Annotated in this window: 21 protein-coding genes; 10 read left to right on the forward strand and 11 right to left on the reverse strand. The window is 53.7% G+C overall.

What is annotated here, in order from left to right:
• Window positions 1–12 precede the first annotated feature (12 nt).
• The 6 genes from gspL to iagB all read left to right on the forward strand — a co-directional run bounded on the left by gspL (window position 13) and on the right by iagB (window position 8,727).
• Complete coding sequence (gene gspL / locus RT120_RS10415) at window positions 13–1,179, forward strand: type II secretion system protein GspL (protein WP_312982421.1); 1,167 nt, start codon at window positions 13–15, stop codon at window positions 1,177–1,179.
• A complete protein-coding gene (gene gspM / locus RT120_RS10420) occupies window positions 1,176–1,655 on the forward strand; it encodes a type II secretion system protein GspM (protein ID WP_312982423.1) in 480 nt (159 codons plus the stop codon). The genes gspL and gspM overlap by 4 nt, the downstream gene beginning before the upstream one ends.
• Entirely contained in the window at window positions 1,652–2,455 is an 804-nt protein-coding gene (locus tag RT120_RS10425; RefSeq protein WP_312982425.1) for an A24 family peptidase, read from the forward strand. Before gspM ends, RT120_RS10425 begins: the two co-directional genes overlap by 4 nt.
• Before the next feature lie 217 nt (window positions 2,456–2,672).
• Window positions 2,673–5,399 carry a glycosyl hydrolase family 18 protein gene (locus RT120_RS10430; protein WP_312982426.1) on the forward strand — a complete coding sequence of 909 codons (2,727 nt, stop codon included), beginning with the start codon at window positions 2,673–2,675 and terminating at the stop codon, window positions 5,397–5,399.
• A 224-nt stretch (window positions 5,400–5,623) separates the two neighbouring features.
• Window positions 5,624–8,230, forward strand: a complete 2,607-nt coding sequence (locus tag RT120_RS10435) for a PKD domain-containing protein (RefSeq protein ID WP_312982427.1) — start codon at window positions 5,624–5,626, stop codon at window positions 8,228–8,230.
• Between the two features lie 62 nt (window positions 8,231–8,292).
• Window positions 8,293–8,727 (forward strand): type III secretion system invasion protein IagB, encoded by a 435-nt coding sequence (iagB, locus tag RT120_RS10440; protein ID WP_312982428.1) that lies wholly within the window; start codon window positions 8,293–8,295, stop codon window positions 8,725–8,727.
• A gap of 167 nt (window positions 8,728–8,894) precedes the next feature.
• Here the strand turns inward: iagB and RT120_RS10445 are convergent, their stop codons facing one another.
• The 3 genes from RT120_RS10445 to RT120_RS10455 form a co-directional block, all read right to left on the reverse strand.
• Complete coding sequence (locus tag RT120_RS10445) at window positions 8,895–9,341, reverse strand: type II secretion system protein N (protein ID WP_312982429.1); 447 nt, start codon at window positions 9,339–9,341, stop codon at window positions 8,895–8,897.
• 332 nt (window positions 9,342–9,673) lie between these two features.
• A complete protein-coding gene (gene fumD, locus RT120_RS10450) occupies window positions 9,674–9,892 on the reverse strand; it encodes a fumarate hydratase FumD (protein WP_312982430.1) in 219 nt (72 codons plus the stop codon).
• An 81-nt stretch (window positions 9,893–9,973) separates the two neighbouring features.
• Window positions 9,974–10,405 (reverse strand): OsmC family protein, encoded by a 432-nt coding sequence (locus RT120_RS10455; RefSeq protein ID WP_312982432.1) that lies wholly within the window; start codon window positions 10,403–10,405, stop codon window positions 9,974–9,976.
• 174 nt (window positions 10,406–10,579) lie between these two features.
• Here RT120_RS10455 and RT120_RS10460 point away from each other — a divergent pair, with 174 nt between their 5' ends.
• The 3 genes from RT120_RS10460 to lpp all read left to right on the forward strand — a co-directional run bounded on the left by RT120_RS10460 (window position 10,580) and on the right by lpp (window position 13,133).
• The gene (locus RT120_RS10460) at window positions 10,580–10,723 is read left to right on the forward strand and encodes a hypothetical protein (RefSeq protein ID WP_312982433.1); all 144 of its coding nucleotides are present in this window, start codon (window positions 10,580–10,582) and stop codon (window positions 10,721–10,723) included.
• Window positions 10,724–11,175: 452 nt separating this feature from the next.
• Entirely contained in the window at window positions 11,176–12,588 is a 1,413-nt protein-coding gene (gene pykF / locus RT120_RS10465; RefSeq protein WP_312982435.1) for a pyruvate kinase PykF, read from the forward strand.
• Window positions 12,589–12,896: 308 nt separating this feature from the next.
• The gene (gene lpp, locus RT120_RS10470; protein ID WP_001082307.1) at window positions 12,897–13,133 is read left to right on the forward strand and encodes a murein lipoprotein Lpp; all 237 of its coding nucleotides are present in this window, start codon (window positions 12,897–12,899) and stop codon (window positions 13,131–13,133) included.
• A gap of 64 nt (window positions 13,134–13,197) precedes the next feature.
• Here lpp and RT120_RS10475 read toward each other — a convergent pair whose 3' ends face one another.
• From RT120_RS10475 to sufA, 7 genes are all read right to left on the reverse strand, one after another.
• Window positions 13,198–14,247, reverse strand: a complete 1,050-nt coding sequence (locus RT120_RS10475; RefSeq protein ID WP_312982436.1) for a L,D-transpeptidase family protein — start codon at window positions 14,245–14,247, stop codon at window positions 13,198–13,200.
• A gap of 100 nt (window positions 14,248–14,347) precedes the next feature.
• Complete coding sequence (gene sufE, locus RT120_RS10480; RefSeq protein WP_144132268.1) at window positions 14,348–14,764, reverse strand: cysteine desulfuration protein SufE; 417 nt, start codon at window positions 14,762–14,764, stop codon at window positions 14,348–14,350.
• A 13-nt stretch (window positions 14,765–14,777) separates the two neighbouring features.
• On the reverse strand, window positions 14,778–15,998 hold the full coding sequence (sufS, locus tag RT120_RS10485; protein ID WP_312982437.1) for a cysteine desulfurase SufS: 1,221 nt from the start codon (window positions 15,996–15,998) through the stop codon (window positions 14,778–14,780).
• Window positions 15,995–17,266 carry a Fe-S cluster assembly protein SufD gene (gene sufD / locus RT120_RS10490; RefSeq protein ID WP_312982439.1) on the reverse strand — a complete coding sequence of 424 codons (1,272 nt, stop codon included), beginning with the start codon at window positions 17,264–17,266 and terminating at the stop codon, window positions 15,995–15,997. The genes sufS and sufD overlap by 4 nt, the downstream gene beginning before the upstream one ends.
• Window positions 17,241–17,987 carry a Fe-S cluster assembly ATPase SufC gene (gene sufC / locus RT120_RS10495; RefSeq protein ID WP_312982441.1) on the reverse strand — a complete coding sequence of 249 codons (747 nt, stop codon included), beginning with the start codon at window positions 17,985–17,987 and terminating at the stop codon, window positions 17,241–17,243. Before sufC ends, sufD begins: the two co-directional genes overlap by 26 nt.
• 16 nt (window positions 17,988–18,003) lie before the next feature.
• Window positions 18,004–19,488 carry a Fe-S cluster assembly protein SufB gene (gene sufB, locus RT120_RS10500; RefSeq protein WP_312982443.1) on the reverse strand — a complete coding sequence of 495 codons (1,485 nt, stop codon included), beginning with the start codon at window positions 19,486–19,488 and terminating at the stop codon, window positions 18,004–18,006.
• A gap of 4 nt (window positions 19,489–19,492) precedes the next feature.
• Window positions 19,493–19,870, reverse strand: coding sequence for a Fe-S cluster assembly scaffold SufA (gene sufA, locus RT120_RS10505; RefSeq protein WP_312982573.1), 378 nt, complete (start codon window positions 19,868–19,870; stop codon window positions 19,493–19,495).
• 545 nt (window positions 19,871–20,415) lie between these two features.
• On the opposite strand from sufA, the gene RT120_RS10510 reads away from it, so the two are divergent.
• Window positions 20,416–20,595 carry a glycogen synthesis protein GlgS gene (locus RT120_RS10510; protein WP_409515042.1) on the forward strand — a complete coding sequence of 60 codons (180 nt, stop codon included), beginning with the start codon at window positions 20,416–20,418 and terminating at the stop codon, window positions 20,593–20,595.
• A gap of 75 nt (window positions 20,596–20,670) precedes the next feature.
• On the opposite strand, the gene RT120_RS10515 is transcribed toward RT120_RS10510, so the two are convergent.
• Complete coding sequence (locus tag RT120_RS10515; RefSeq protein ID WP_312982448.1) at window positions 20,671–20,871, reverse strand: hypothetical protein; 201 nt, start codon at window positions 20,869–20,871, stop codon at window positions 20,671–20,673.
• Window positions 20,872–20,972 lie beyond the last annotated feature (101 nt).

Consider the following 20,972-nt stretch of genomic DNA (forward strand, 5'->3'; position numbering starts at 1 on the left):
AGGAATGCGCCAATGAAAGAAGCATTACTCATCAGGCCAGGCTCGAAACCCGACGATATTGTCTGGTGGTGCGTTCCCGGTTCGCCGGACGAACCCGCGCAACTGAATGGCTGGGCGCAGTTAAGCGCGTTGTCACAACACCCGCTCGCCAAATCGGTATGCCTGCTGATCCCCGCCAGCGAAGCGATCTTCCGTGAATTTACGCTGGTGAAAAAAGGGCCGTTCAGCCAGACGCCACAGTACAGTTGGCTGGCTGAAGAGACGCTGATGGGTGATGTGGAAGATCTGCACTGGACCCCGGTGCGCAAAGTGGGCAATCAGGTGGTGGCGGTGGCCGTTAACGCCACCCAACTCCAGCGCTGGATCGACGCCTGTCACGATGCGGGTTTAGAGGTCATCAAAGCCGTGCCGGACGCGTTGTTGCTGCCGCTGAATAATGACGGGGTAACCTTTGTGGCGCTGGAAGATGAATGGTGGATCCGGCAAAGCGAAACGCAGGCAACGGTGATTGCCGCGCCGTTGTTACCCGTCGTGTTTGAGCGCCTGGGTGAAGGCAATCACCAGTGCTACGGCGAAATGCCCGCTAACTTCAGCACGGCGGTGGAAGCGAATCCCTGGCAGCATCCGCTGCTGCTGATCCAACCGGAACTGCGTGCGAAGAAACTGAATATGCTGCACGGCCCGTTCGGCCAGCAGGCAGATTTAAAAGACGAAATACGCCGCTGGCGCAAACCGCTGATCGGCACCGTGGTGCTGGCGCTGCTGCTCAGTTTGCTGCCGCAACTCGCCAATTTCTGGCAGATCAAAACCCGCCAGAACGAAGCGGAGCAATCGGTCCAGGCGACATTTGCCGACTATTTTCCGCGTGCGAACTTCACAACCAATTTGAAGTACCACTTTACCCAGCAGCTTAAAAACCCGCCGCGCGATTTCTTTTTCGACATCGCCCAGCTGGATCGCACAAAGAGCGCATTTACCGACATTCAGATGGGCGTCATTCGCTACGAGAATGCCCAACGGATTTTCACCGTTGATGTCACCGCCCCCAGCAAAGCGCGCGTTGAGGCGTTTGTGAACCAGGCCAAACCCACCTTCATCTTTGAAATTGAGGGCGGTAACGACAACGCGGCGGATAAAACCTTCTCTGCGGTTCTGAAAAGTCAGGCAGGTAAAAAATGAAACAGAAACTCAGCGCCTGGTTTAACGCCCGTAACGGGCGAGAAAAGATGATGGTGATGCTGATGTTTTTCGCCTTCATCTGGGTGGTGATTTTTTACGGCATCTGGCAACCGCTGCAAGGCACGATTGATGAAGGAAAAGCCGCGATCGATCGCGCCAACAGCACCCAAACCTGGATGCAGCAGCAGGTGGTGGAAAACGATTTACGCGTGCAGCGCCTGCGGGTCGCCAACCCGCAACAGGCCATCACCGACAGCCTGAAGCAGAGCAACATCCCGCACACGCCGCCTGCGGTGCAGGGGCAAAAAGCGACGGTAACCCTGGAGCCCGTGTCGTTTGCCGCGTTTTATCAGTGGTACGTCGTGCTCAACCGCACGTCGGGCGTCCAGTTAGATACCGTGCAAATGACGCCGCTGGGTAAAGATGACAGCGCGTTAAAAATTGAATTGACGTTGTTTTGGGGGAAAGCGCCATGAATACGCCCCAGCAACTTTTTATGATGATGCGCGAAGAGTACACGCTGCTGTTTTTTGCCCAATCCATGTTGGTGGGCGCAATCATCGGCAGCTTTCTGGGCATGGTGATTTCCCGGGGGCCGGGGCTGGCGCAAAGTGAAACTGGCGTTATTTATCAATTGTCGTTTCCGGCTTCACACTGTCATCACTGCCAACACGCCTTGCACTGGTGGGAAAATATTCCCGTGGCGAGTTGGTTTTTATTACGCGGACGCTGCCATTCCTGTGGTGAACCTATTCCCCACTGGATCCCTGGCGTGGAAATAATAAGCGCCCTACTGTTCGCGGTCATTGCTTTACTCTTTCACCGGCCGCTGGATATTTTCGCGGGCTGGTTACTGGTGAGTTTTCTTATCATATTAAGCGTGATGGACTGGAAATATTTTTTATTACCCGACATGTTCACCCTGCCGCTTTTATGGATGGGATTGTTATTTAATACTGCCACCGGTTCTGTGGCGCTGAGCGATGCGATTATCGGCGCAGCCGCAGGGTATCTTTCTTTATGGACGATATATTGGATCTTCCGTTTGCTGATGAAAAAAGAAGCGCTTGGCTACGGCGACTTTAAGCTACTGGCTGCGCTCGGGGGCTGGCTTGGCTGGCAGGCGATCCCCTATATCTGCATCATCGCCAGTTGTACCGGGTTGCTGTTCGCCGCCGGCTGCAAACGGGGTGACACACCGTCTCTTTTTCCCTTCGGGAGTTATTTAAGCTTTGCCGGATTATGGGTTTTTATTTTCTACCACTACACCGGTTGAATGATGCGTTAATGTTTAAAGTCTTTTTTCAACGGAACTACAGCGGGCAAATTAAGTATTCGCATCGGGCCGTACTTTTATTTGCAAAACCCTCACTTATTACAGGAGAGCGCGGTCACAATAAATATTCTCACTCAGTTTAATGGTGTGCTCATGCTTTCTCTGTTAATCGCAGATAAAGGCAGGCAAGTGACTTATCTGAATATGGGGCTCACGAATGAAACGAATGAAACGTAAATTGCTGGCAATTGCGATTGCCTCGATTACTTTACCCGCCTGGGCAGCTTTACCGGCTAAGCCCACGCTGGGATACGGTAATGACAAATATGCGCTGGTACAGGTAGACGATTCCGCCACCGCCTATAACCAACTGGTCAAGATTAATAACTCGGTCAACGTTGTCGTTGAATGGAACGTCTGGAGCGGTGATACCGGCACCAGTGCCAAAGTGTTGATGAACGGCAAAACCGTGTGGACGGGTTCAGCGGGAGCCAGCGGTAAAGCCACGTTCGCGGTGAATAAAGGGGGGCGGTATCAAACTCAGGTCGAACTGTGTAACGCCAGCGGCTGTACCAAAAGCGACAACAAACTCATTGTGGTTGCCGATACCGACGGCAGCCACCTGACGCCGCTTGCGCCAGCGATGCAGGAGAACAACAAGACGTTTAGCCAGCATCCCGATAAGGTCGTGGGTGCCTATTTCGCTGAATGGGGCGTTTACGGCCGCCAGTATCCTGTGAGCAAAATACCCGCCGCTAACCTCAACCACATTTTGTATGGCTTTGTCGCTATTTGCGGCGGCGACGGGATCAACGACAGTATCAAATCGGTTGGCCAGAGCTTCCAGGCGCTCCAGCGCTCCTGCGAAGGCCGCCAGGACTTCCAGGTCACGCTGCACGACCCCTACGCTGCGGTGCAGATGTCTGACGAGAAACTCGACACCTGGGACGACCCCTACAAAGGCAACTTTAAAAAGCTGATGCAGCTTAAGCTCGCCAACCCCAATCTGAAAGTACTGCCTTCTATCGGCGGCTGGACCCTCTCCGATCCGTTCTTCTTTATGAACGATAAAACCAAACGCGACCGCTTTGTCGCCTCCGTAAAAGAGTTTCTGAAAACCTGGAAGTTCTTCGACGGTGTGGATATCGACTGGGAATTCCCGGGCGGCGGCGGTGAAAACCCCAACCTGGGCGGGCCACAGGACCGGGAAACCTATACCGCCTTGTTGCGGGAACTGCGTACCATGTTGAACGGGCTATCAGCGGAGACGGGTAAAACCTATAAGCTCACCTCGGCAATTGGCGTCGGCAACGATAAACTCGCTAACGTGGATTACCGTACCGCCAGCCAGTATCTCGATAACATCTTTATGATGAGTTACGACTTCTACGGTGCCTGGAGCATGGCCGATCGCGGTCACCAGACCGCTATCTATGCCCCAACCTGGAAGCCGGATACGCAATACACCGCAGATAACGGCCTGAAATTGCTGCTTGAGCAAGGCGTTGATCCGAAAAAACTGGTGCTGGGCGTAGCGATGTATGGCCGCGGCTGGACCGGCGTAAACGGCTATACCAACAACAACCCGTTCACCGGCGGCACCGCGACGGGCCCAGTGAAAGGCACCTGGGAGGAAGGCGTAGTCGATTACCGTCAAATTGTTAATGAGTACCGCAACGGTTCTGGCTGGGAGTACAACTACGACACCACCGCGGAAGCGCCGTACCTGTTTAACAAAACCACGGGCGATCTGATCACTTACGATGATGTTCGCTCAACCACAGCGAAGGGCAAATACGTGCTCGATAAAGGGCTGGCAGGGCTGTTCGCCTGGGAAATCGACGCGGATAACGGCGATATCCTTAACGCGATGAACGAAAGCCTGATGGGTGGCGGAAGCAGCGGCGGAGGCGGCGGCACGCCGACCCCAACGCCGACTAACCAGCCGCCGGTCGCCGTCGCCGTTGACCAGCAGGTCATCGGCCCGGCCCAGGTTACGCTCGATGGTTCCGGCTCTCACGACCCGGAAGGCAGCGCGTTGACCTATGCCTGGACCCAGACGTCTGGCACCACCGTGACGCTGAGCAACAAAAACGCGGCGAAAGCGACCTTCAATGCACCGGCGACCACCACTGACAAAACCTATGGCTTCCAGCTTAAGGTCACCGATACCGGTGGGCTGAGCAACACGGCTGCCATTCAGGTGGTGGATAAAGCGCCTGCCCCGAACCATGCACCTACCGTGAATCCGTTTGAAGCCATCACGCTGCAAGCGGGTCAGGAGTTAAATCTGCATGCACAGGCGCAGGATCAGGACAACGATCCGCTGACCTACCAGTGGAACGTGCCGGGTGAGTTCTCAGCGGAAGGCAACAGTACGCCAAACCTGACGATTACCGCACCCAATGTGACCGCGAGCCAGTCGTTTAGCATTTCGGTCAGCGTCAGCGACGGTAAAACCAGTACCCAACAGTCGGTTAGCGTAACCGTGACGCCGCGTGAGAACGATGAGCCGTTACCGTCACCGGATCCGACCCCAGGCCCGTCACCGGAACCGACCCCGGAACCGGAACCGACGCCTGATGACGGCACCGGCGGCGGGGGTAGCGCAGGCGGCAGTTGCGCCGCACCAACCGATGCGAACGCCAGCAAGTACCCGGCCTGGTCAGCCAGCAAGGTGTACAACGGCGGCGAAACCGTCAGCTACCAAAACCTCGTCTGGAAAGCGAAATACTGGACGCAAAACAACGCGCCTGGGTTTGACGCCGATCAGTGGCAGTTGGTGAGCCAGGTGAAAATGTCCTGGAGACCAGACGTCGTGTATAACGGCGGCGAATCCACGGATTACGCAGGCTTCCAGTGGAAAGCCAAATGGTGGACAAAAGGTGATGAGCCAGGCAAAGCCGATGTGTGGGTGAAAGGAGGTGCCTCTGACTGTAAATAACCAGACACAAGGGCGTGTTGCGCCACGACACGCACGCCCGAATGTTGGTAATGCCGCCGCGACGTAGCCTGCGCGTCGGCAGAGGTTATGACGAGTCAGAGTACGGGCGGCGCAGTGGAGGTTTCACTGCGTCGCTCGCCCGCCCCGTCAGCACCTCGCCTCAGGCATGCGCTCTGATACCCATGCCTTGCTCATTCACAGAGTAAAACCATGAAGGTCATCCTATGAAAAGAAAAGCTCTAGCCACAGCCATCAGCGTATTTTGCCTGTGCAGTATGGCCGCTCCCGCCTTTGCTCTGGAAGCATGGAGCGGGCAGGAAGGCGGCGATACTTATCAGGTGATTTTTGCCGGTAATGTATATAGCAACGAATGGTGGGTGGGTGCCAGCAACTGCCCCACTTCTGACGATCCCAGTAATCCGTGGCGGCAACAGCGTGCCGCGACCGCCCAGGAGATAAGCCAGTACGGCAACCCGTCAAACTGTGATATTTCCAACGGCGCGCCGGCGGCTAAACTCCCCGAATTCAACAGCGCGCAAAGCTATGCCAAAGATGACAAAGTGGCGGTGGGCGGCGTGAGTTATAAAGCGCTGACCAACATCGGCGCGTCGACGTTTGCCCCGGGCCAGCCAAATCCGTGGATGGCTTATGTTCCTGTACCGCAGTGGGAACCCAACAAAATTTACGATGGCGGCGATATCGTGCTGATTAACGGGCAGGGCTATAAGTCTTTGTTCTACAACATCGGCGTCGATCCTTCTAAAGAGGAAAACCAGAACCCGACCGGCGATAATGCCCAACCGTGGCAGCCGCTCGGCACCCTAAAAGTCTGGACCGACCAGGAAGTCACCAATGCGCAGAACATGGATATGCAAAAGCTCTACCCTGCCGGATCGCTGGTGAAATATCAGGGGATGCCCTACGTTTCGCTGGCCAATGTTCAGCAGGTGCGGCCCAGCGATCCGTCGCCCTGGGGCATCTATATTGACTGGGCGGGAACCAAAGAGCGCGTAGGTACGCCGAAATATGAATGGCCTGCCCATGTGTATGCGCCCTATGTCGACTTTACGCTCAACACCATCCCGGACCTTGCTTCGCTGGCGTTGAGCAAGAAGATCACTCACTACACCATGGCGTTTGTCGTCGCCAAAGATGCGAACACCTGTTTGCCGACCTGGGGTACGGCTTACAACATCAATGACTATACCCAGTACAGCAAAATCAAGGCGCTACGTGAGGCGGGCGGGGATATTCAGGTGTCTATCGGCGGTGCCAACAACTCGCCCCTGGCTGCTGCCTGTAAGAACGTCAATGATCTCCAGACCCACTATTACGATATAGTCGATAACCTGAACCTGAAAGTGCTCGACTTTGATATTGAAGGGAACTGGGTTGCCGATCATGAATCTATCCAGCGCCGTAATGAAGCGCTGAAAATCGTTCAGGAACGCTGGAAAAAAGAGGGACGTAAAGTGGGGCTGCTGTTTACCCTGCCGATCCTGCCCACCGGGTTAACCCCGGAAGGCATCTACGTGTTGGAAGACGCCAAAGCCAAAGGCGTTGAGCTCACCGGCATTAACGTGATGACCATGGACTACGGCAATTCGGTTTGCCAGTCGTCCGGTAAAGAGGGCCAGAATATTCACGGTAAATGCGCGACGTCCGCCGTGGATAACCTGTTCCAGCAGGTCAAAAAAATCTGGCCTGAGAAGAGTGACAGTGAAGTGAACGGTATGTTGGGCACCACGCCGATGATTGGCTATAACGACGTGCAGGGCGAAACCTTTTATCTCTCCGATGCCCGTATGGTGATGCAACAGGCGCAGGATCGCAAAATCGGTATGATCGGCATCTGGTCAATGGCGCGCGACCAGCCGGGTGAAGAAGGCTATGTTGGCCCGGAGAACAGTGGACTACCTGCCGCGAAGGCCCCTTTGTACGCTTTTAGCGACGTCTTTTCACCCTTCACGGTAACAAGCGGCGCCAATACCGGTGGCGGCGGAAGTAGCGGTGGCGGTAGCCAACCAACGCCAACACCAGAGCCGGAACCGACGCCGTCCAATACCCCGCCGGTGGCTAACGCAGGCGTCAGCCAGACCGTTCAGGGTACGCAAACCGTTAACCTGGACGGCTCCGGCTCAACCGACGCGGACGGCAACGCCCTGACCTACCAGTGGACGCAAACCGCAGGACCGAGCGCCACGCTCGCCAATGCGAATCAGGCGCGCGCCACTGTTACCCTGCCGTCGGCCTCCCGCGCCACCTACACTTTCCGTCTGACGGTAAGCGATGGCCAAAGCAGCGCGTATGCCGATACCTCAGTGACGGTGCTGGAAGCCGCGCAGCCAGTGAAACCGACCATTACCCTTGCTCCGACCTTCCAGACACAAAGCGGTAGCCCGGTTGTGATCACCGCGACCGCCACCGATCCTGACAGCACCAGTGCGCAGTTGAACTGGAACTGGACGCTTCCGTCAGGCATCGGCCAGGTCACGGGCCAGACCACCAACACCCTGACCATCACGGCTCCGTCGGTCACGGCTATCCAGTCGTATCCGTTGACGGTACGGGTGACTGACCAGAGCGGGCTTAGCGACACGGCGGCCACCGTGCTTCAGGTCAGTCCGGTGGCAGCACCTTCCGGTGGTGACTTCCAGTACGTCTATCCGCAAAACATCAGCCAGTACAAAGGCGGTACCCGCGTAAAAGCCAAAGATGGCGGCATTTACGAGTGTAAACCGTTCCCTTATGCAGGGTGGTGTAAAGGCGCAGCCTGGGCTTATGCCCCGGGTGAAGGCCTGAACTGGAAAGACGCCTGGATCAAACGTTAATTTGTCAGCCATAACGGCGTCATCGCAAGATGATGCCGTTATTTTCAGGCCGGAGGCAGACGATGAAAGCCTTATTCGCATTACCGCTTTTTGCCGTCAGTATGATGGCCCAGGCGACGTGCTGGGATGAAGCCGCGCGTTATTTTGACCTCGATCCCAGGCTGCTCACCGCGATTGCGCAAGTGGAATCGGGCATGAACCCTGAGGCGATTAACGTGAACACGAACGGCAGCTACGATGTCGGGCTGATGCAGATAAACAGTACGCATTTAGCGCGTCTGCGTAAACTTGGGGTGGATGAGATCGTACTGATGCGCGATCCCTGCGTTTCTGTGCTGGTCGGCGCATCCATTCTCTACGAGATGGTGCAGATGTATGGGTATAACTGGGAAGCCATTGGCGCTTATAATGCTGGCACCCGCGCCAGCCGCCACGACTTACGCATGCGCTATGCCAAAAAAGTGTGGCAACGTTACCAGCGGCTCAGGGGTTTTTAATGATCCGCGAGAAAGACACAAGCGACGTCGTTACTCTTTATTATTTGGCAGCATGTCAATGAAATAAACACGCGATGCGATTAAACCTTTATTCGCATCGCTTTGCTCATTGCGCACTCGCTACAATTCCTTATCTAGCCTGGCTCATCGAATGTTAGCAAGGTTTATCAGGCGTGAGCATAATCCGGCGCAGGTAAATTTACATCTTGCACGACGCCGCGATAATCCACTTTAATATGATCTTTACTAATCCCTACTACACGCGCATCCGGATAACCCTGCAATGTTTCACCCACATGATAAACCACCTGATCGGCACCTTGTTTAATTACGGTGGCAGACAAATCGGCGTCATCGCTAAATATAATACCGCTAATGTCTAAAGCGAGTTTTGGCGCGCTGGCCTGCGCAAGGGGAGCGGCTTCTGCCACGTTATACAGCGCCAGCGTGACTGGCGGGGTTCCCTGGACCACAGGAGCCTGTTGAGCAACGTTAATCGCTTCGCGGGTTTGCGACCAGTTTTGTAAACCCAATGCGGACTGGCCAATACCGGCCAGGGCAATCACGCCCAACAGCCCAGGGAAGATAAATTTTTTTACTGATGAATTAATCATAACTTTCACGCTTTCACTTTAAGAGACATACGAAGGCCAATTAATTTAATGAATGAATTAAGGCCGTTCATTGAGGTAAATGATTTTACCAATCAATTATCCGAATCTCTAGTTTCAGTTTGCCAGCGTGGCACGTCGCTTTATCTGTTTTTGCCTTATATTAAAACCACTTAGTTAAATTTCACTGATTAAGCAGAGAAGAATTCGTTATTTAATGAAATTTAAAGCGCGAGATAAAAACAACATTGCTCAGTCATTAATAACAAATAACGCCATTAATAACGGAGCAATTTACCGGATGATAAAAAGTGACAACACGATTTAATACCGTATTAACCGTGCGATGGCGTTAAGGCCTGAAGCACTTTTTCCATGGCTTCTTCGGTTAACGCGCTACGTTTGATTTTGTGGTTAGCAAGCGAGGTTCTCACCACACCGGCAATCACCACATGTTTGGGCTCCTGGCCCAGATCGCGCATTTCCAGCACCACTTTACCCACTACCCGGCACATCTCCTGATACAGCTCTTCGTCTTTGGTCTTATTGCTCATGTGTATCCACGTTAATTGGTCCAGCGCTAACAACGCCTCTGGAAAATGAGGGCCACCTGACGCCAGGCGGCCTGATTGCGATTAATTTTTCAGGGTGTAATCCAGGGTGATTTCCGCGTTCAGCACTTTAGAAACCGGACAGCCCGCTTTAGCTTTCTGGATAATCTCGTCGAATTCATTTTTATCGACGCCTGGCACGGAAACTTCACTGGTCAGCGCTACTTTGGTGATTTCGAACCCTTCACCGGCTTTATCCAGCGATACGACAGCTTTGGTATCAATGGATTGCGCCTTATGCCCCGCCTCGCCCAACATTAACGAAAGCGCCATTGAGAAACAAGACGCATGGGCCGCGCCAATAAGTTCTTCAGGGTTGGTGCCTTTTGCGCCTTCGAAACGGGTGTTAAAGCCGTAAGGCTGTTGGCTTAGCACTCCGCTCTCGGTAGAAACGGTGCCTTTACCGCTTTTGATGTCGCCTTCCCAGTGTGCCTGACCGCTTTTTTGAATCGTCATTATTACTCTCCTGTTTCGGGAACAAAGCTTAAGTATAGGAAAAAATAGTAAACCTGCCGGAGAGAGCGGGATGACGGCGCGGCGATTAAATGCGGAACAGTTTACATGATATCGTCAGTTTTTCTTCCGTATTTCAGGCGCTAAAGTAACTGCGTCCGAGTGAGGAGAAACATAATGATTGAACACTATCTGCAAAGCCTGAAACAGGCCTGGGCGAATGAACCCCGTCGCCAGACACCCTCGCCTTTTTATTTAACGCCCGAACAACGAATCCACATTCTGCGAGAATTGCTGTGCCCGGTGTCAAAGGTCAAATAATCCGCGACTAAGACGCATCTCGCGAGGTGCGTCTTTAAAACGTGCGTAAACCTCGTTATTTCGGCCTTCGCTCATGTTGATAATGGGCGATCGATCACACTCTGATTAACAAAATTTATTCAAACGCAACGCAGTGATAACAGCCACTTGTGAAACTGCCTGAAAATTTTATGAAACAGCGTTTTCATTTTCCTTCCTGTTGCGTTTGCCTTATACTACCGCCGTTTCTAACTTGAATGGTTTCAGCATATTGGACGGCCTTAAATCTTATAATGACTTTGCCTGCCTTTTCCCGGCTGAAACTTCAGCATACATTCCTCTGCACGCTTTTTTGATGTCACCTATTCTTATACGGTGCCACCAGCGCTTTAAGACACCTGTTTCCGCCCAGGGCACACAATGCCATGGGGTAAAAATCCCTTATCCTTCTCAACGTTAAGATTAAAACTGTCATGAAAAAGACCAAAATTGTTTGCACCATCGGCCCGAAAACCGAATCTGAAGAGATGCTCTCCAAAATGCTCGACGCGGGCATGAACGTAATGCGTCTTAACTTCTCTCACGGTGACTACGACGAGCATGGCCAGCGCATCCAGAACCTGCGCAACGTGATGGCTAAAAGCGGTAAGAAAGCAGCCATCCTGCTGGATACCAAAGGACCGGAAATCCGCACCATCAAACTGGAAGGCGGCAACGACGTTTCTCTGAAAGCGGGCCAGACCTTCACCTTCACTACCGACAAAACCATCGTGGGTAACAACGAAATCGTTGCGGTTACCTATGAAGGCTTCACCAGCGACCTGAGCGTCGGCAATACCGTGCTGGTAGACGATGGTCTGATCGGCATGGAAGTGACCGCCATTGAAGGCAACAAGGTTATCTGTAAAGTGCTGAACAACGGCGACCTGGGCGAAAACAAAGGCGTTAACCTGCCTGGCGTTTCCATCGCCCTGCCAGCGCTGGCGGAGAAAGATAAAAAAGACCTGATCTTCGGTTGCGAGCAAGGCGTTGATTTCGTTGCGGCGTCCTTTATCCGTAAGCGTTCCGACGTAGAAGAAATTCGTGCGCACCTGAAAGCTAACGGCGGCGAATCTATCCAGATCATCTCCAAAATCGAAAACCAGGAAGGCCTGAACAACTTCGACGAAATCCTCGAAGCCTCTGACGGTATCATGGTTGCCCGTGGCGACCTGGGCGTTGAAATCCCGGTTGAAGAAGTGATCTTCGCTCAGAAGATGATGATCGAAAAATGCGTGCGCGCCCGTAAAGTGGTGATCACCGCGACCCAGATGCTGGATTCCATGATTAAGAACCCGCGTCCGACCCGCGCAGAAGCCGGTGACGTAGCGAACGCTATCATCGACGGCACCGACGCCGTGATGCTGTCCGGTGAATCCGCAAAAGGGAAATACCCGCTGGAAGCCGTCACCATCATGGCAACCATCTGCGAGCGTACCGACCGCGTGATGCAAAGCCGTCTGGAAAACCACAACGGCAACCGCAAACTGCGCATCACTGAAGCCGTATGCCGTGGTGCGGTTGAAACCGCTGAGAACCTGGAAGCCAACCTGATTGTGGTTGCTACCCAGGGCGGTAAATCCGCTAAAGCGGTGCGTAAATACTTCCCGAACGCCACTATCCTGGCGCTGACCACTAACGAAGTGACTGCGCGCCAACTGGTGCTGAGCAAAGGCGTGGTACCGCAGCTGGTGAAAGAGATCGCCTCTACCGATGACTTCTACCGTCTGGGTAAAGAAGCGGCGCTGGAAAGCGGCCTCGCAAATAAAGGCGACGTGGTGATAATGGTATCCGGCGCGCTGGTTCCGAGCGGCACAACCAATACGGCTTCCGTTCACGTTCTTTAATTAAGAAACGTTAATTAATTCGCTAAAAAAGCACCCTCGGGTGCTTTTTTTATTTCTGCCGTTAGCCAAAGCAAATAAAAAATCAAATCGAAATTTGCTATTTAACAGAGGAAAAATCTAAGATGAATCCGATGAAAAAAGACTGTTTTAACACACTTTTTTTAACCAAATGGCTAAATTCGATGGTTCTTTGAGCGAACGATCAAAATTAAGTGGATTCTCATCAAAAAAATATTCTCAACATAAAAAACTTTGTGTAATACTTGTAACGCTACATGGAGATTAACTCAATCTAGAGGGTATTAATAATGAATCGTACTAAACTGGTACTGGGCGCGGTAATCCTGGGTTCTACTCTGCTGGCTGGTTGCTCCAGCAACGCTAAAATCGATCAGCTGTCTTCTGACGTTCAGACTCTGAACGCTAAAGTTGACCAGCTGAGCAACGACGTGAACGCAATGCGTTCCGACGTTCAGGCTGCTAAAGACGACGCAGCTCGCGCTAACCAGCGTCTGGACAACCAGGCTACTAAATACCGTAAGTAATAGTACCTGTGTTAAGAATGGCGCACATTGTGCGCCATTTTTTTTGCCCTTCGTTCAACCCCGCTTACTGCATCACCACGCCGTTTTGCCCGCTCACCAAGGAAATGTCCTGCTGAGGCTTCGCCGCGCCCTGTGGCTGTGCTTTGACGCTCTGAATTGGCGCTACCGGCGTCAGGCCTGAAGGCTGGCTCTGCATTCCGCTAACATCCACCGGATAACCCGCCCGCCGGGTGATGGCGTTATCTACCGCCATACTGTCGGTACGCCCATCGTCGATGAACTGCCCAAAGGCGGCGTTGATAGCAATAGGCAGCGTTTGCGGATTATCCCAGTCGTTTTTCGACAGCGGCTGGTGCACTTCGACATAGCGCTTGCCGTCCGGCTCGACACTGTATTTTACGGGCTCATCAATAATCTGCACCCGTGTACCCCACGCCGCCTGGCTGAACAGCGCTTTAATGTCCGGCGCGCGCATGCGGATACAGCCAGAACTGACCCGCATCCCGATGCTGCTGCGTACATTAGTGCCGTGGATCAAATACTCACCGCCGCCCTGTTCCAGACGCAGCGCAAAGCGCCCCAGCGGGTTATTCGGCCCGGCAGGTATCACCGCGGGCAGTTTAATACCCTGCGCCAGCGAGCGCGCCCGGATATTGGCCGTCGGCGTCCACGTCGGATTGGGGATTTTCTGGCTGATACGGGTCACCATGACCGGCGTTTCACGCCCTAACTGACCAATCCCCAGCGGATACACCTCTACCCGGTTTTGCCCTGGCGGGTAGTAGTACAACCGCAGCTCTGCCAGGTTAATCACAATCCCCTCGCGTGGCGTATCCGGCAGGATCATCTGCGACGGGATGATGAGCGGCGTACCCGGTTTCGGCAGATACGGGTCGACGGTATTATTGGCCTCAATCAGCGACAGCACGCCGGTTTCAAACTTCTCGGCGATATATTCGAGGCTTTTGCCGTCATTGGGCACCACATAAGTGTGATTTTCACCAATGATACGGCTGCCTGGCGGCGGCAGAAGATAATCCACGGCATACGCCGCCTGTGAGGCACCCAGGAGTATTGATAGTGTTATTGGAGTTAAAGAGACCGCGCGTTTCATATAATTATTTCCTGTGTTCACCGACAGAACGCCGGAAAGCTGAAAGAACACGAGGCGATAAATCGCCTCGCATAACAGGATGAAAGCAATCTCTTTGAGTTTAGCTAAGTTCTGCGGCCCTGGCGCGAATTGCGCGGATCATCGCTTCAAGACCTTGCGAGCGGGACGGGGTGAGGTGTTGGGTCAATGCCATTTGTTCAAACCAGGGGCGCACGTCGAAGGCGACAATGTCCTGGGCGGTCATCTGTTGATACAGCGCGAACACAACGGCGATCAGCCCTTTGACGATGGCAGCGTCGCTGTCGCCCTGTAATTCAATCACGCCATCGTCACGCTGGTTAAGCACAATCCACACCTGGCTTTGGCAGCCCTGGATTTTATTTTCTGCACGATGGGCCTCATCACTCAGGGCCGGCAGCCGCTGCCCCAGCTCAATGATATAGAGATATTTCTCTTCCCAGTTGGCGCAGCGATTGAAGTTGCGCAGTAGTTTTTCGCGTTCCGGCAAGGTTGCCATCAGAATCTCCCTGTTAGCCCAACAGACGGTGGATGCGGATTAGCCCCGCCACCAGCCTGTCGACCTCTTCTTCGGTGTTGTACATCGCCAGCGACGCGCGGCACATCGCCGGTACGCCGTAAAAATTCATCAGCGGCATGGCGCAGTGGTGACCGGTGCGTACCGCGATGCCGTAGTTATCCAGAAAGCTGCCGACGTCATAGGCGTGATGTTTACCCAGGTTGAAGGCAATCACCCCGAGGCGCGACGCGGGACCATACAGCGTTAAATCCGGCACCTTAGCGAGCTCGTTAAGGGCGTAGCGCATCAGCGTCTGCTCATACTCGCCAATGTTATCCAGGCCGATTTGCTCAACATACTGGATGGCCGCGCCCAGGCCGATGATCCCGGCGGTGTTGGGCGTACCGGCTTCGAAACGCCACGGGGCCGCTGTCCAGGTGGTGCCTTCGGTCAGGCTGACGGTAGCAATCATCGCCCCGCCGCCTTCCCACGGCGGCATCGCCTGCAAAATCTCTTCTTTGACGTACAGTACGCCAATGCCGGTCGGGCCATAGAGTTTATGCCCGGAAAAGACATAGAAATCGCAGTCCAGCGCCGTCACGTCAATAGTGTGGTGCATCACCGCCTGGGCACCGTCAATCAGCACTTTAACGCCTGACTGATGCGCCAGCTTAATCATTTCAGCTACCGGATTTTCGGTGCCCAGTACATTGGAGACGTGGGCGATCGCCAGCAGTTTGGTATTGCTGTCGATAAGCCCCGGCAGCAGTTCAAGCTTGAGCGTACCGTCCTGATTAAGCGGGATCACCCGCAGCTCTGCCCCGGTGCGTTTACACAGCATCTGCCACGGCACGATATTAGCGTGGTGCTCCATAGTGGAAATAATGATGTTATCCCCGGCGGATACCGCGCTCATGCCCCAACTGTTCGCCACCAGATTAATGCCCTCGGTGGTGCCACGTACAAACACGATCTCTTCCGGGGATTTTGCACCAATAAAGCGCGCCACCTGGCTGCGCACATTTTCCATCCGCTCGGTGGCTTCAGCACTCAGGGTATGGATGCCGCGATGGACCGCCGCGTAGCCGTGGCGATAGAGTTCCGACTGGGCATCGATCACCGCATTGGGTTTCTGGGCGCTGGCGGCGCTGTCGAGATAGGCCAGCGGTTGCCCGTTGACTTCGCGGGTCAGCACCGGAAAGTCGGCGCGGACCTGTTCAACGTTATAACTCATGCCTCACCTCCCAGGCGCGCCTCGATTCGGGCCAACACCTGCTGTTTTAACGCCGCATCGATTACCGACTCGGTCAGCTCGGCGGCAAAGGCGTAAATAATCATCTTCTGAGCCGATAGCTGGTCGATCCCCCGCGAACGCAGATAGAACATCTGTTCGTCGTCAATGCGCCCTACCGTGGCGCCGTGGCTGCATTTGACGTCGTCGGCGTAAATCTCCAGTTGCGGCTTGGTATCCACTTCTGACAAACGCCCCAACAATAGGTTGTTGTTGGTCATCTGTCCGTCAGTCTTCAGCGCATGTTTCGCCACTTTAATCAGCCCGTTAAACACCGCTTTACCGCGATCGCGCGCGATAACTTTATGCAACTGGCGGCTGTTGCAGTAGCCTTTGTTATGCTCCAGCCAGGTGCGGCTGTCACACACTTCGTTATTCACCGGCAGCGCCAGGCTGTTGAGACGCAGAGTAATATTTTCGCCGTTGAGCTGGGTACTGGTGTTGTGCCGCAGCACCGCGCCGCCCAGCAGGAAACTGCTGCTCAGCACCGATGCATCCTGCTCAAGCAGCAGATCGTTATGGGCGAAGTGATGGCATACCGGGTTTTCAAACGCCAGCTTATAGTGATGAAGTTGGCTATTGGCCCCGCCTTCGATGGTCAGACGCGAACCGGTGAAATGGCGCAGCGCGTCGAGGCTGACGTAGTGCTCATACACCGTAGCCTGTGCCCCGCTTTCCAGTACCAGATGGTGACGGTAGTGGGCAGTGCTGATTTCATCGCCATCACGCCCGCTGCTCAGGTGCATTAACAGCAGCGGTTTATCCGGTTGCTGGTTGCGCTTGACGCGAATATGGGTCACCGACTGCGCCAGGCTTTCAGTGAGATGCAAAAACACCTCCGGCTGAACGGCAGGGGGCAGGCTGTCGCGCTGGTCGTTGATGGTTATCTCGAATCCGCTCTTGCTCAGGTCATCGCTGAGCGATGCGTCATATTCGCCATCGATAAACACCAACCTGAACGCTTCCACAGGCAGCGCCAGGCGTGCAACATGCGCGGCATCCACTGGCTGGCGGGCCGGGGCAACAAAATTGCGCTCCAGCAGGCCATTAAGCGGGGTGTATTTCCAGTTCTCATGCTTACGGCCCGGCAAGCCTTCGCGCAGCAGGTGTTGCAGGTGCTCTTGCGCCTGGGGAGACCGCGTTTGGCCCTGCTCTTCAAACAGGCGGTGCCATTGTTGCAGTGCGTTAGCGCTGTTCGGTAAGCCAGCCATAGCCTTGCTCCTCCAGTTGTTTCACCAGGGTAAAATCGCCGGATTTCACGATGCGCCCCTGATAAAGCACGTGCACATAATCAGGCTTGATGTAATCGAGGATGCGCTGGTAGTGGGTAACGATAATAAAAGAGCGGTTGCCGTCGCGCAGGGCGTTGACGCCGTCCGCCACAATCTTCAGGGCGTCGATATCCAGCCCGGAGTCAGATTCATCCAGAATGCACAGATCCGGCTCCAGTACCGCCATTTGCAGGATGTCATTACGTTTTTTCTCACCCCCGGAGAAACCGACGTTAACCGAACGGGTCAGCAAATCTTCCGGCATCTTCAGCAGTTTGATTTTTTCTTCCATCAAATCCTGGAAGTCGAAGCGGTCAAGCTCTTCCTGGCCGCGATATTTACGTACCGCATTCAGGGCCGTTTGCAGGAAAAACTGATTGCTGACGCCGGGGATCTCTACCGGGTACTGAAACGCCATAAAAATGCCTTCCCCGGCGCGATCTTCCGGGTCTAACTCCAGCAGGTCCTTGCCCTTAAAATGCACCTCGCCGCCGGTCACTTCATAATCTTCGCGCCCGGCCAGGGTCGCCGACAGAGTACTTTTACCGGAACCGTTCGGCCCCATGATGGCGTGCACCTCTCCCGGACGCACCTCGAGCGATAAACCACGCAGGATCTGCTTATCTTCAACGCTGACTTCGAGATCTTTAATACTTAACATTTCGTATCCTTATGGCTTAACCGACGCTGTGCTCAAGGCTGATGGCTAATAATTTTTGGGCTTCCACCGCGAACTCCAGCGGCAGTTCGGAGAATACATCCTTACAGAAGCCGTTGACGATCATCGAAATGGCGTCGTCTTCGCTGATGCCGCGTTGCAGGCAGTAGAACAACTGGTCTTCGCCGATGCGCGAGGTGGTGGCTTCATGCTCCAACTGTGCCGAGTTATTGCGGCACTCCACGTACGGGAAAGTATGCGCCCCGCAGTCCGGGCCGATCAGCATCGAGTCGCACTGGGTGAAGTTACGCGCGTTGGTGGCGGTTGGCATGATTTTTACCAGCCCGCGATAGCTGTTCTGGCTGTGCCCCGCTGAAATCCCTTTCGAGATAATTGTCGATTTGGTGTTTTTACCGATGTGGATCATCTTGGTGCCGGTATCGGCCTGCTGATGCCCGCTGGTCAGCGCCACCGAGAAGAATTCGCCGATGGAGTTATCACCGCGCAGAATGCAGCTCGGGTACTTCCAGGTAATGGCAGAGCCGGTCTCGGACTGGGTCCAGGACATCTTGCTGTTCTCGCCCTCACACAGCGCGCGCTTGGTGACGAAGTTCAAAATCCCGCCGGTGTTGTTATCGCCAGGGAACCAGTTCTGCACCGTGGAATATTTCACTTCAGCGTCTTTATGGATAATCACTTCCACCACCGCCGCATGCAGCTGGTAGCTGTCGCGTACCGGGGCGGAGCAGCCTTCGATATAACTGACGTAGCTGCCTTCATCGGCAATCAGAATGGTGCGTTCGAACTGGCCGGTTTTTTCCGCGTTGATGCGGAAATAGGTCGACAGCTCCATCGGGCAGCGCACCCCTTTCGGGATGTAGATAAAAGTCCCATCAGACGCCACCGCCGCGTTGAGCGCCGCGAAGAAATTATCGTTAGACGGCACTACGGTGCCCAGGTACTGGCGAACCAGCTCGGGGAACTCATGAATTGCCTCACCGAAGGAACAAAAGATAATTCCCTGGTCGGCCAGCTTTTCACGATAGGTCGTGGCAACCGACACCGAGTCAAAAATGGCGTCTACCGCCACCTCTTTGCCTTCACGCACCGGCACGCCGAGCTGCTCGAAGGCTTTTTCCACTTCATCGGTTAAATAGCTGTTGCTGCCGGTCTGCTGCACCGCACCCGGCTGGGATTCACAGCTATCATCACAGTTGCCGCACGATGGCGCAGAGTAATAGCTGTAATCCTGATAGTTCAGCTTATCGTAATGGGCTTTGAGCCAGTGCGGCTCTTCCATCTCCAGCCACGCGTGATACGCGTTGAGACGGAATTCCAGCATCCAGTCGGGTTCATTACGGCGCGCAGAAATCGCCCGTACCACCTCTTCGTTGATGCCTTTCGCCAGCTCATCGGTCTGTAACCGGGTGAAGAAACCCTCTTTATAGTTGAGGTGCCCGGTCCAGGTTTTGACATCGTCAGTTGCTTCAATATTACGAGACATAGAGTTATTCCGCCTGGACCCCAAAGCTTTCGCCACAGCCACATTCGTTCTGGGCTTTCGGGTTATTGAATTTGAACAGTTGGTTTAATCCTTCACGTACATAATCGACTTCCGTGCCATCGATAAACGGCATTGCCGACAGCGGCACGTACAGCCGCGCCCCGTCCTGCTCAAACAGCAGATCGTCCTGGCGTGGCTCTTTCACGGTATCCAGCACATAGCCAAAGCCCGCGCAGCCGGTTTGTTTGATGCCGAGGCGTATGCCTGACATGCCTTCCTGCGCCGACGTCAGCTTGCGAACGTGTTCCGCCGCCGCAGGCGTCAGCGTCAGCCCCTGCCAGGCGAAATCTTTCGGATCGAAGTTATCAGTTTGCACATCCATCATTCACCTCATTGATTCAAAGCCCACAGGCCGATAGCCCTATGTTAGTGATAACAATTCTCAATACAACATTCTGGCAACATGGGTATTGGTGGAATGCTGCTTTTTTGGGCGTCTTTATTAAGGATAGACCCTCACAGAAGAGTTGCAGATGGCGAAGCGTGCGGTTTAGTTAATTGAAATCAAAGGTATTTTGCTAGTCAGAATGGGCATGTCGTGGCAGAAGAAAAAGATGTATAGATAATACCTATTTATGTGATTAGGTAAGAGGTTAGCAGGCGCAGAGAGACAGCTTTCCGGTGGTGCGTCACTCAGGCAAAAGTATGAGACCTGTATAATTATGTACATTTTCACTCATAAAAGAATAATTATTACCGCTACGCTTCACTCTGAGGAATAAAATTTATAGGCGACTGATTTTATTAATGAAAATATTTTTCACATTTTCCTGGAATATCGCTAATACTTATCTCCGGCCAACGTAAAACCTTTTAAACATTGTCGTAGAGGTGCAATAGATGCAGTTTGTGAGTGAAAGTAGCGTAATGTCTGAACAAAACTTTGATTTTCTTGCATTTAGTTTCGCCGGGATGCAATTACGCGGCAGGGATGTGAATCTGGATAATATTACTGGCCTGATGGAGCACGAAAGCAAAATCTGGTTTCAGAAACGGTATGATTTTTACCTTAATCAGTTCAGAAATGGGTTCGCAACTCACAACTAATTAAGCCTCAACCGGGTAGCGTTCGCTACCCGGCCTGCCTGGCGTTACTGCTCGCCGCTAACAGCGTTTCTCACCTTACAATGGCCTGACGGGCCTGTCTGGATCGTCTATATCCGGGACATCGGGATCGATGTCATCTTCCGGAAGCCGATCGGGATCTTCAATATCAGGAATATCCGGGTCTAAAGGATCGTAATCATCAGGCGGCAAACGTTCAGGGTCATCTGTAATCGGTCTGTCAGATGGAATCGGATCATAATCAGGTCGCTCAGACATATTACCTCCGGCTAATCGACAAGGCGTTACTGTTCGCTATTTCCTGTTTTCCCTGGTTCGTCTTCCTTCCAGATCAAACCATTTATCGGGATCTTTCGGTG

The sequence above is a fragment of the Atlantibacter sp. genome (genome assembly GCF_032062175.1).
Taxonomy (GTDB): Bacteria; Pseudomonadota; Gammaproteobacteria; order Enterobacterales; family Enterobacteriaceae; genus Atlantibacter.

Coding starts and splice junctions, on each gene's coding strand:
- RT120_RS10510 (WP_409515042.1), top strand. CDS start 20,416: ATGTCTGAACAAAACTTTGATTTTCTTGCATTTAGTTTCGCCGGGATG.
- sufD (WP_312982439.1), bottom strand. CDS start 17,266: ATGGCTGGCTTACCGAACAGCGCTAACGCACTGCAACAATGGCACCGC.
- RT120_RS10475 (WP_312982436.1), bottom strand. CDS start 14,247: ATGAAACGCGCGGTCTCTTTAACTCCAATAACACTATCAATACTCCTG.
- sufC (WP_312982441.1), bottom strand. CDS start 17,987: ATGTTAAGTATTAAAGATCTCGAAGTCAGCGTTGAAGATAAGCAGATC.
- sufB (WP_312982443.1), bottom strand. CDS start 19,488: ATGTCTCGTAATATTGAAGCAACTGACGATGTCAAAACCTGGACCGGG.
- RT120_RS10430 (WP_312982426.1), top strand. CDS start 2,673: ATGAAACGAATGAAACGTAAATTGCTGGCAATTGCGATTGCCTCGATT.
- RT120_RS10515 (WP_312982448.1), bottom strand. CDS start 20,871: ATGTCTGAGCGACCTGATTATGATCCGATTCCATCTGACAGACCGATT.
- RT120_RS10445 (WP_312982429.1), bottom strand. CDS start 9,341: ATGATTAATTCATCAGTAAAAAAATTTATCTTCCCTGGGCTGTTGGGC.
- RT120_RS10425 (WP_312982425.1), top strand. CDS start 1,652: ATGAATACGCCCCAGCAACTTTTTATGATGATGCGCGAAGAGTACACG.
- lpp (WP_001082307.1), top strand. CDS start 12,897: ATGAATCGTACTAAACTGGTACTGGGCGCGGTAATCCTGGGTTCTACT.
- iagB (WP_312982428.1), top strand. CDS start 8,293: ATGAAAGCCTTATTCGCATTACCGCTTTTTGCCGTCAGTATGATGGCC.
- sufS (WP_312982437.1), bottom strand. CDS start 15,998: ATGAGTTATAACGTTGAACAGGTCCGCGCCGACTTTCCGGTGCTGACC.
- sufA (WP_312982573.1), bottom strand. CDS start 19,870: ATGGATGTGCAAACTGATAACTTCGATCCGAAAGATTTCGCCTGGCAG.
- RT120_RS10435 (WP_312982427.1), top strand. CDS start 5,624: ATGAAAAGAAAAGCTCTAGCCACAGCCATCAGCGTATTTTGCCTGTGC.
- gspM (WP_312982423.1), top strand. CDS start 1,176: ATGAAACAGAAACTCAGCGCCTGGTTTAACGCCCGTAACGGGCGAGAA.
- gspL (WP_312982421.1), top strand. CDS start 13: ATGAAAGAAGCATTACTCATCAGGCCAGGCTCGAAACCCGACGATATT.
- pykF (WP_312982435.1), top strand. CDS start 11,176: ATGAAAAAGACCAAAATTGTTTGCACCATCGGCCCGAAAACCGAATCT.
- RT120_RS10455 (WP_312982432.1), bottom strand. CDS start 10,405: ATGACGATTCAAAAAAGCGGTCAGGCACACTGGGAAGGCGACATCAAA.
- sufE (WP_144132268.1), bottom strand. CDS start 14,764: ATGGCAACCTTGCCGGAACGCGAAAAACTACTGCGCAACTTCAATCGC.
- RT120_RS10460 (WP_312982433.1), top strand. CDS start 10,580: ATGATTGAACACTATCTGCAAAGCCTGAAACAGGCCTGGGCGAATGAA.
- fumD (WP_312982430.1), bottom strand. CDS start 9,892: ATGAGCAATAAGACCAAAGACGAAGAGCTGTATCAGGAGATGTGCCGG.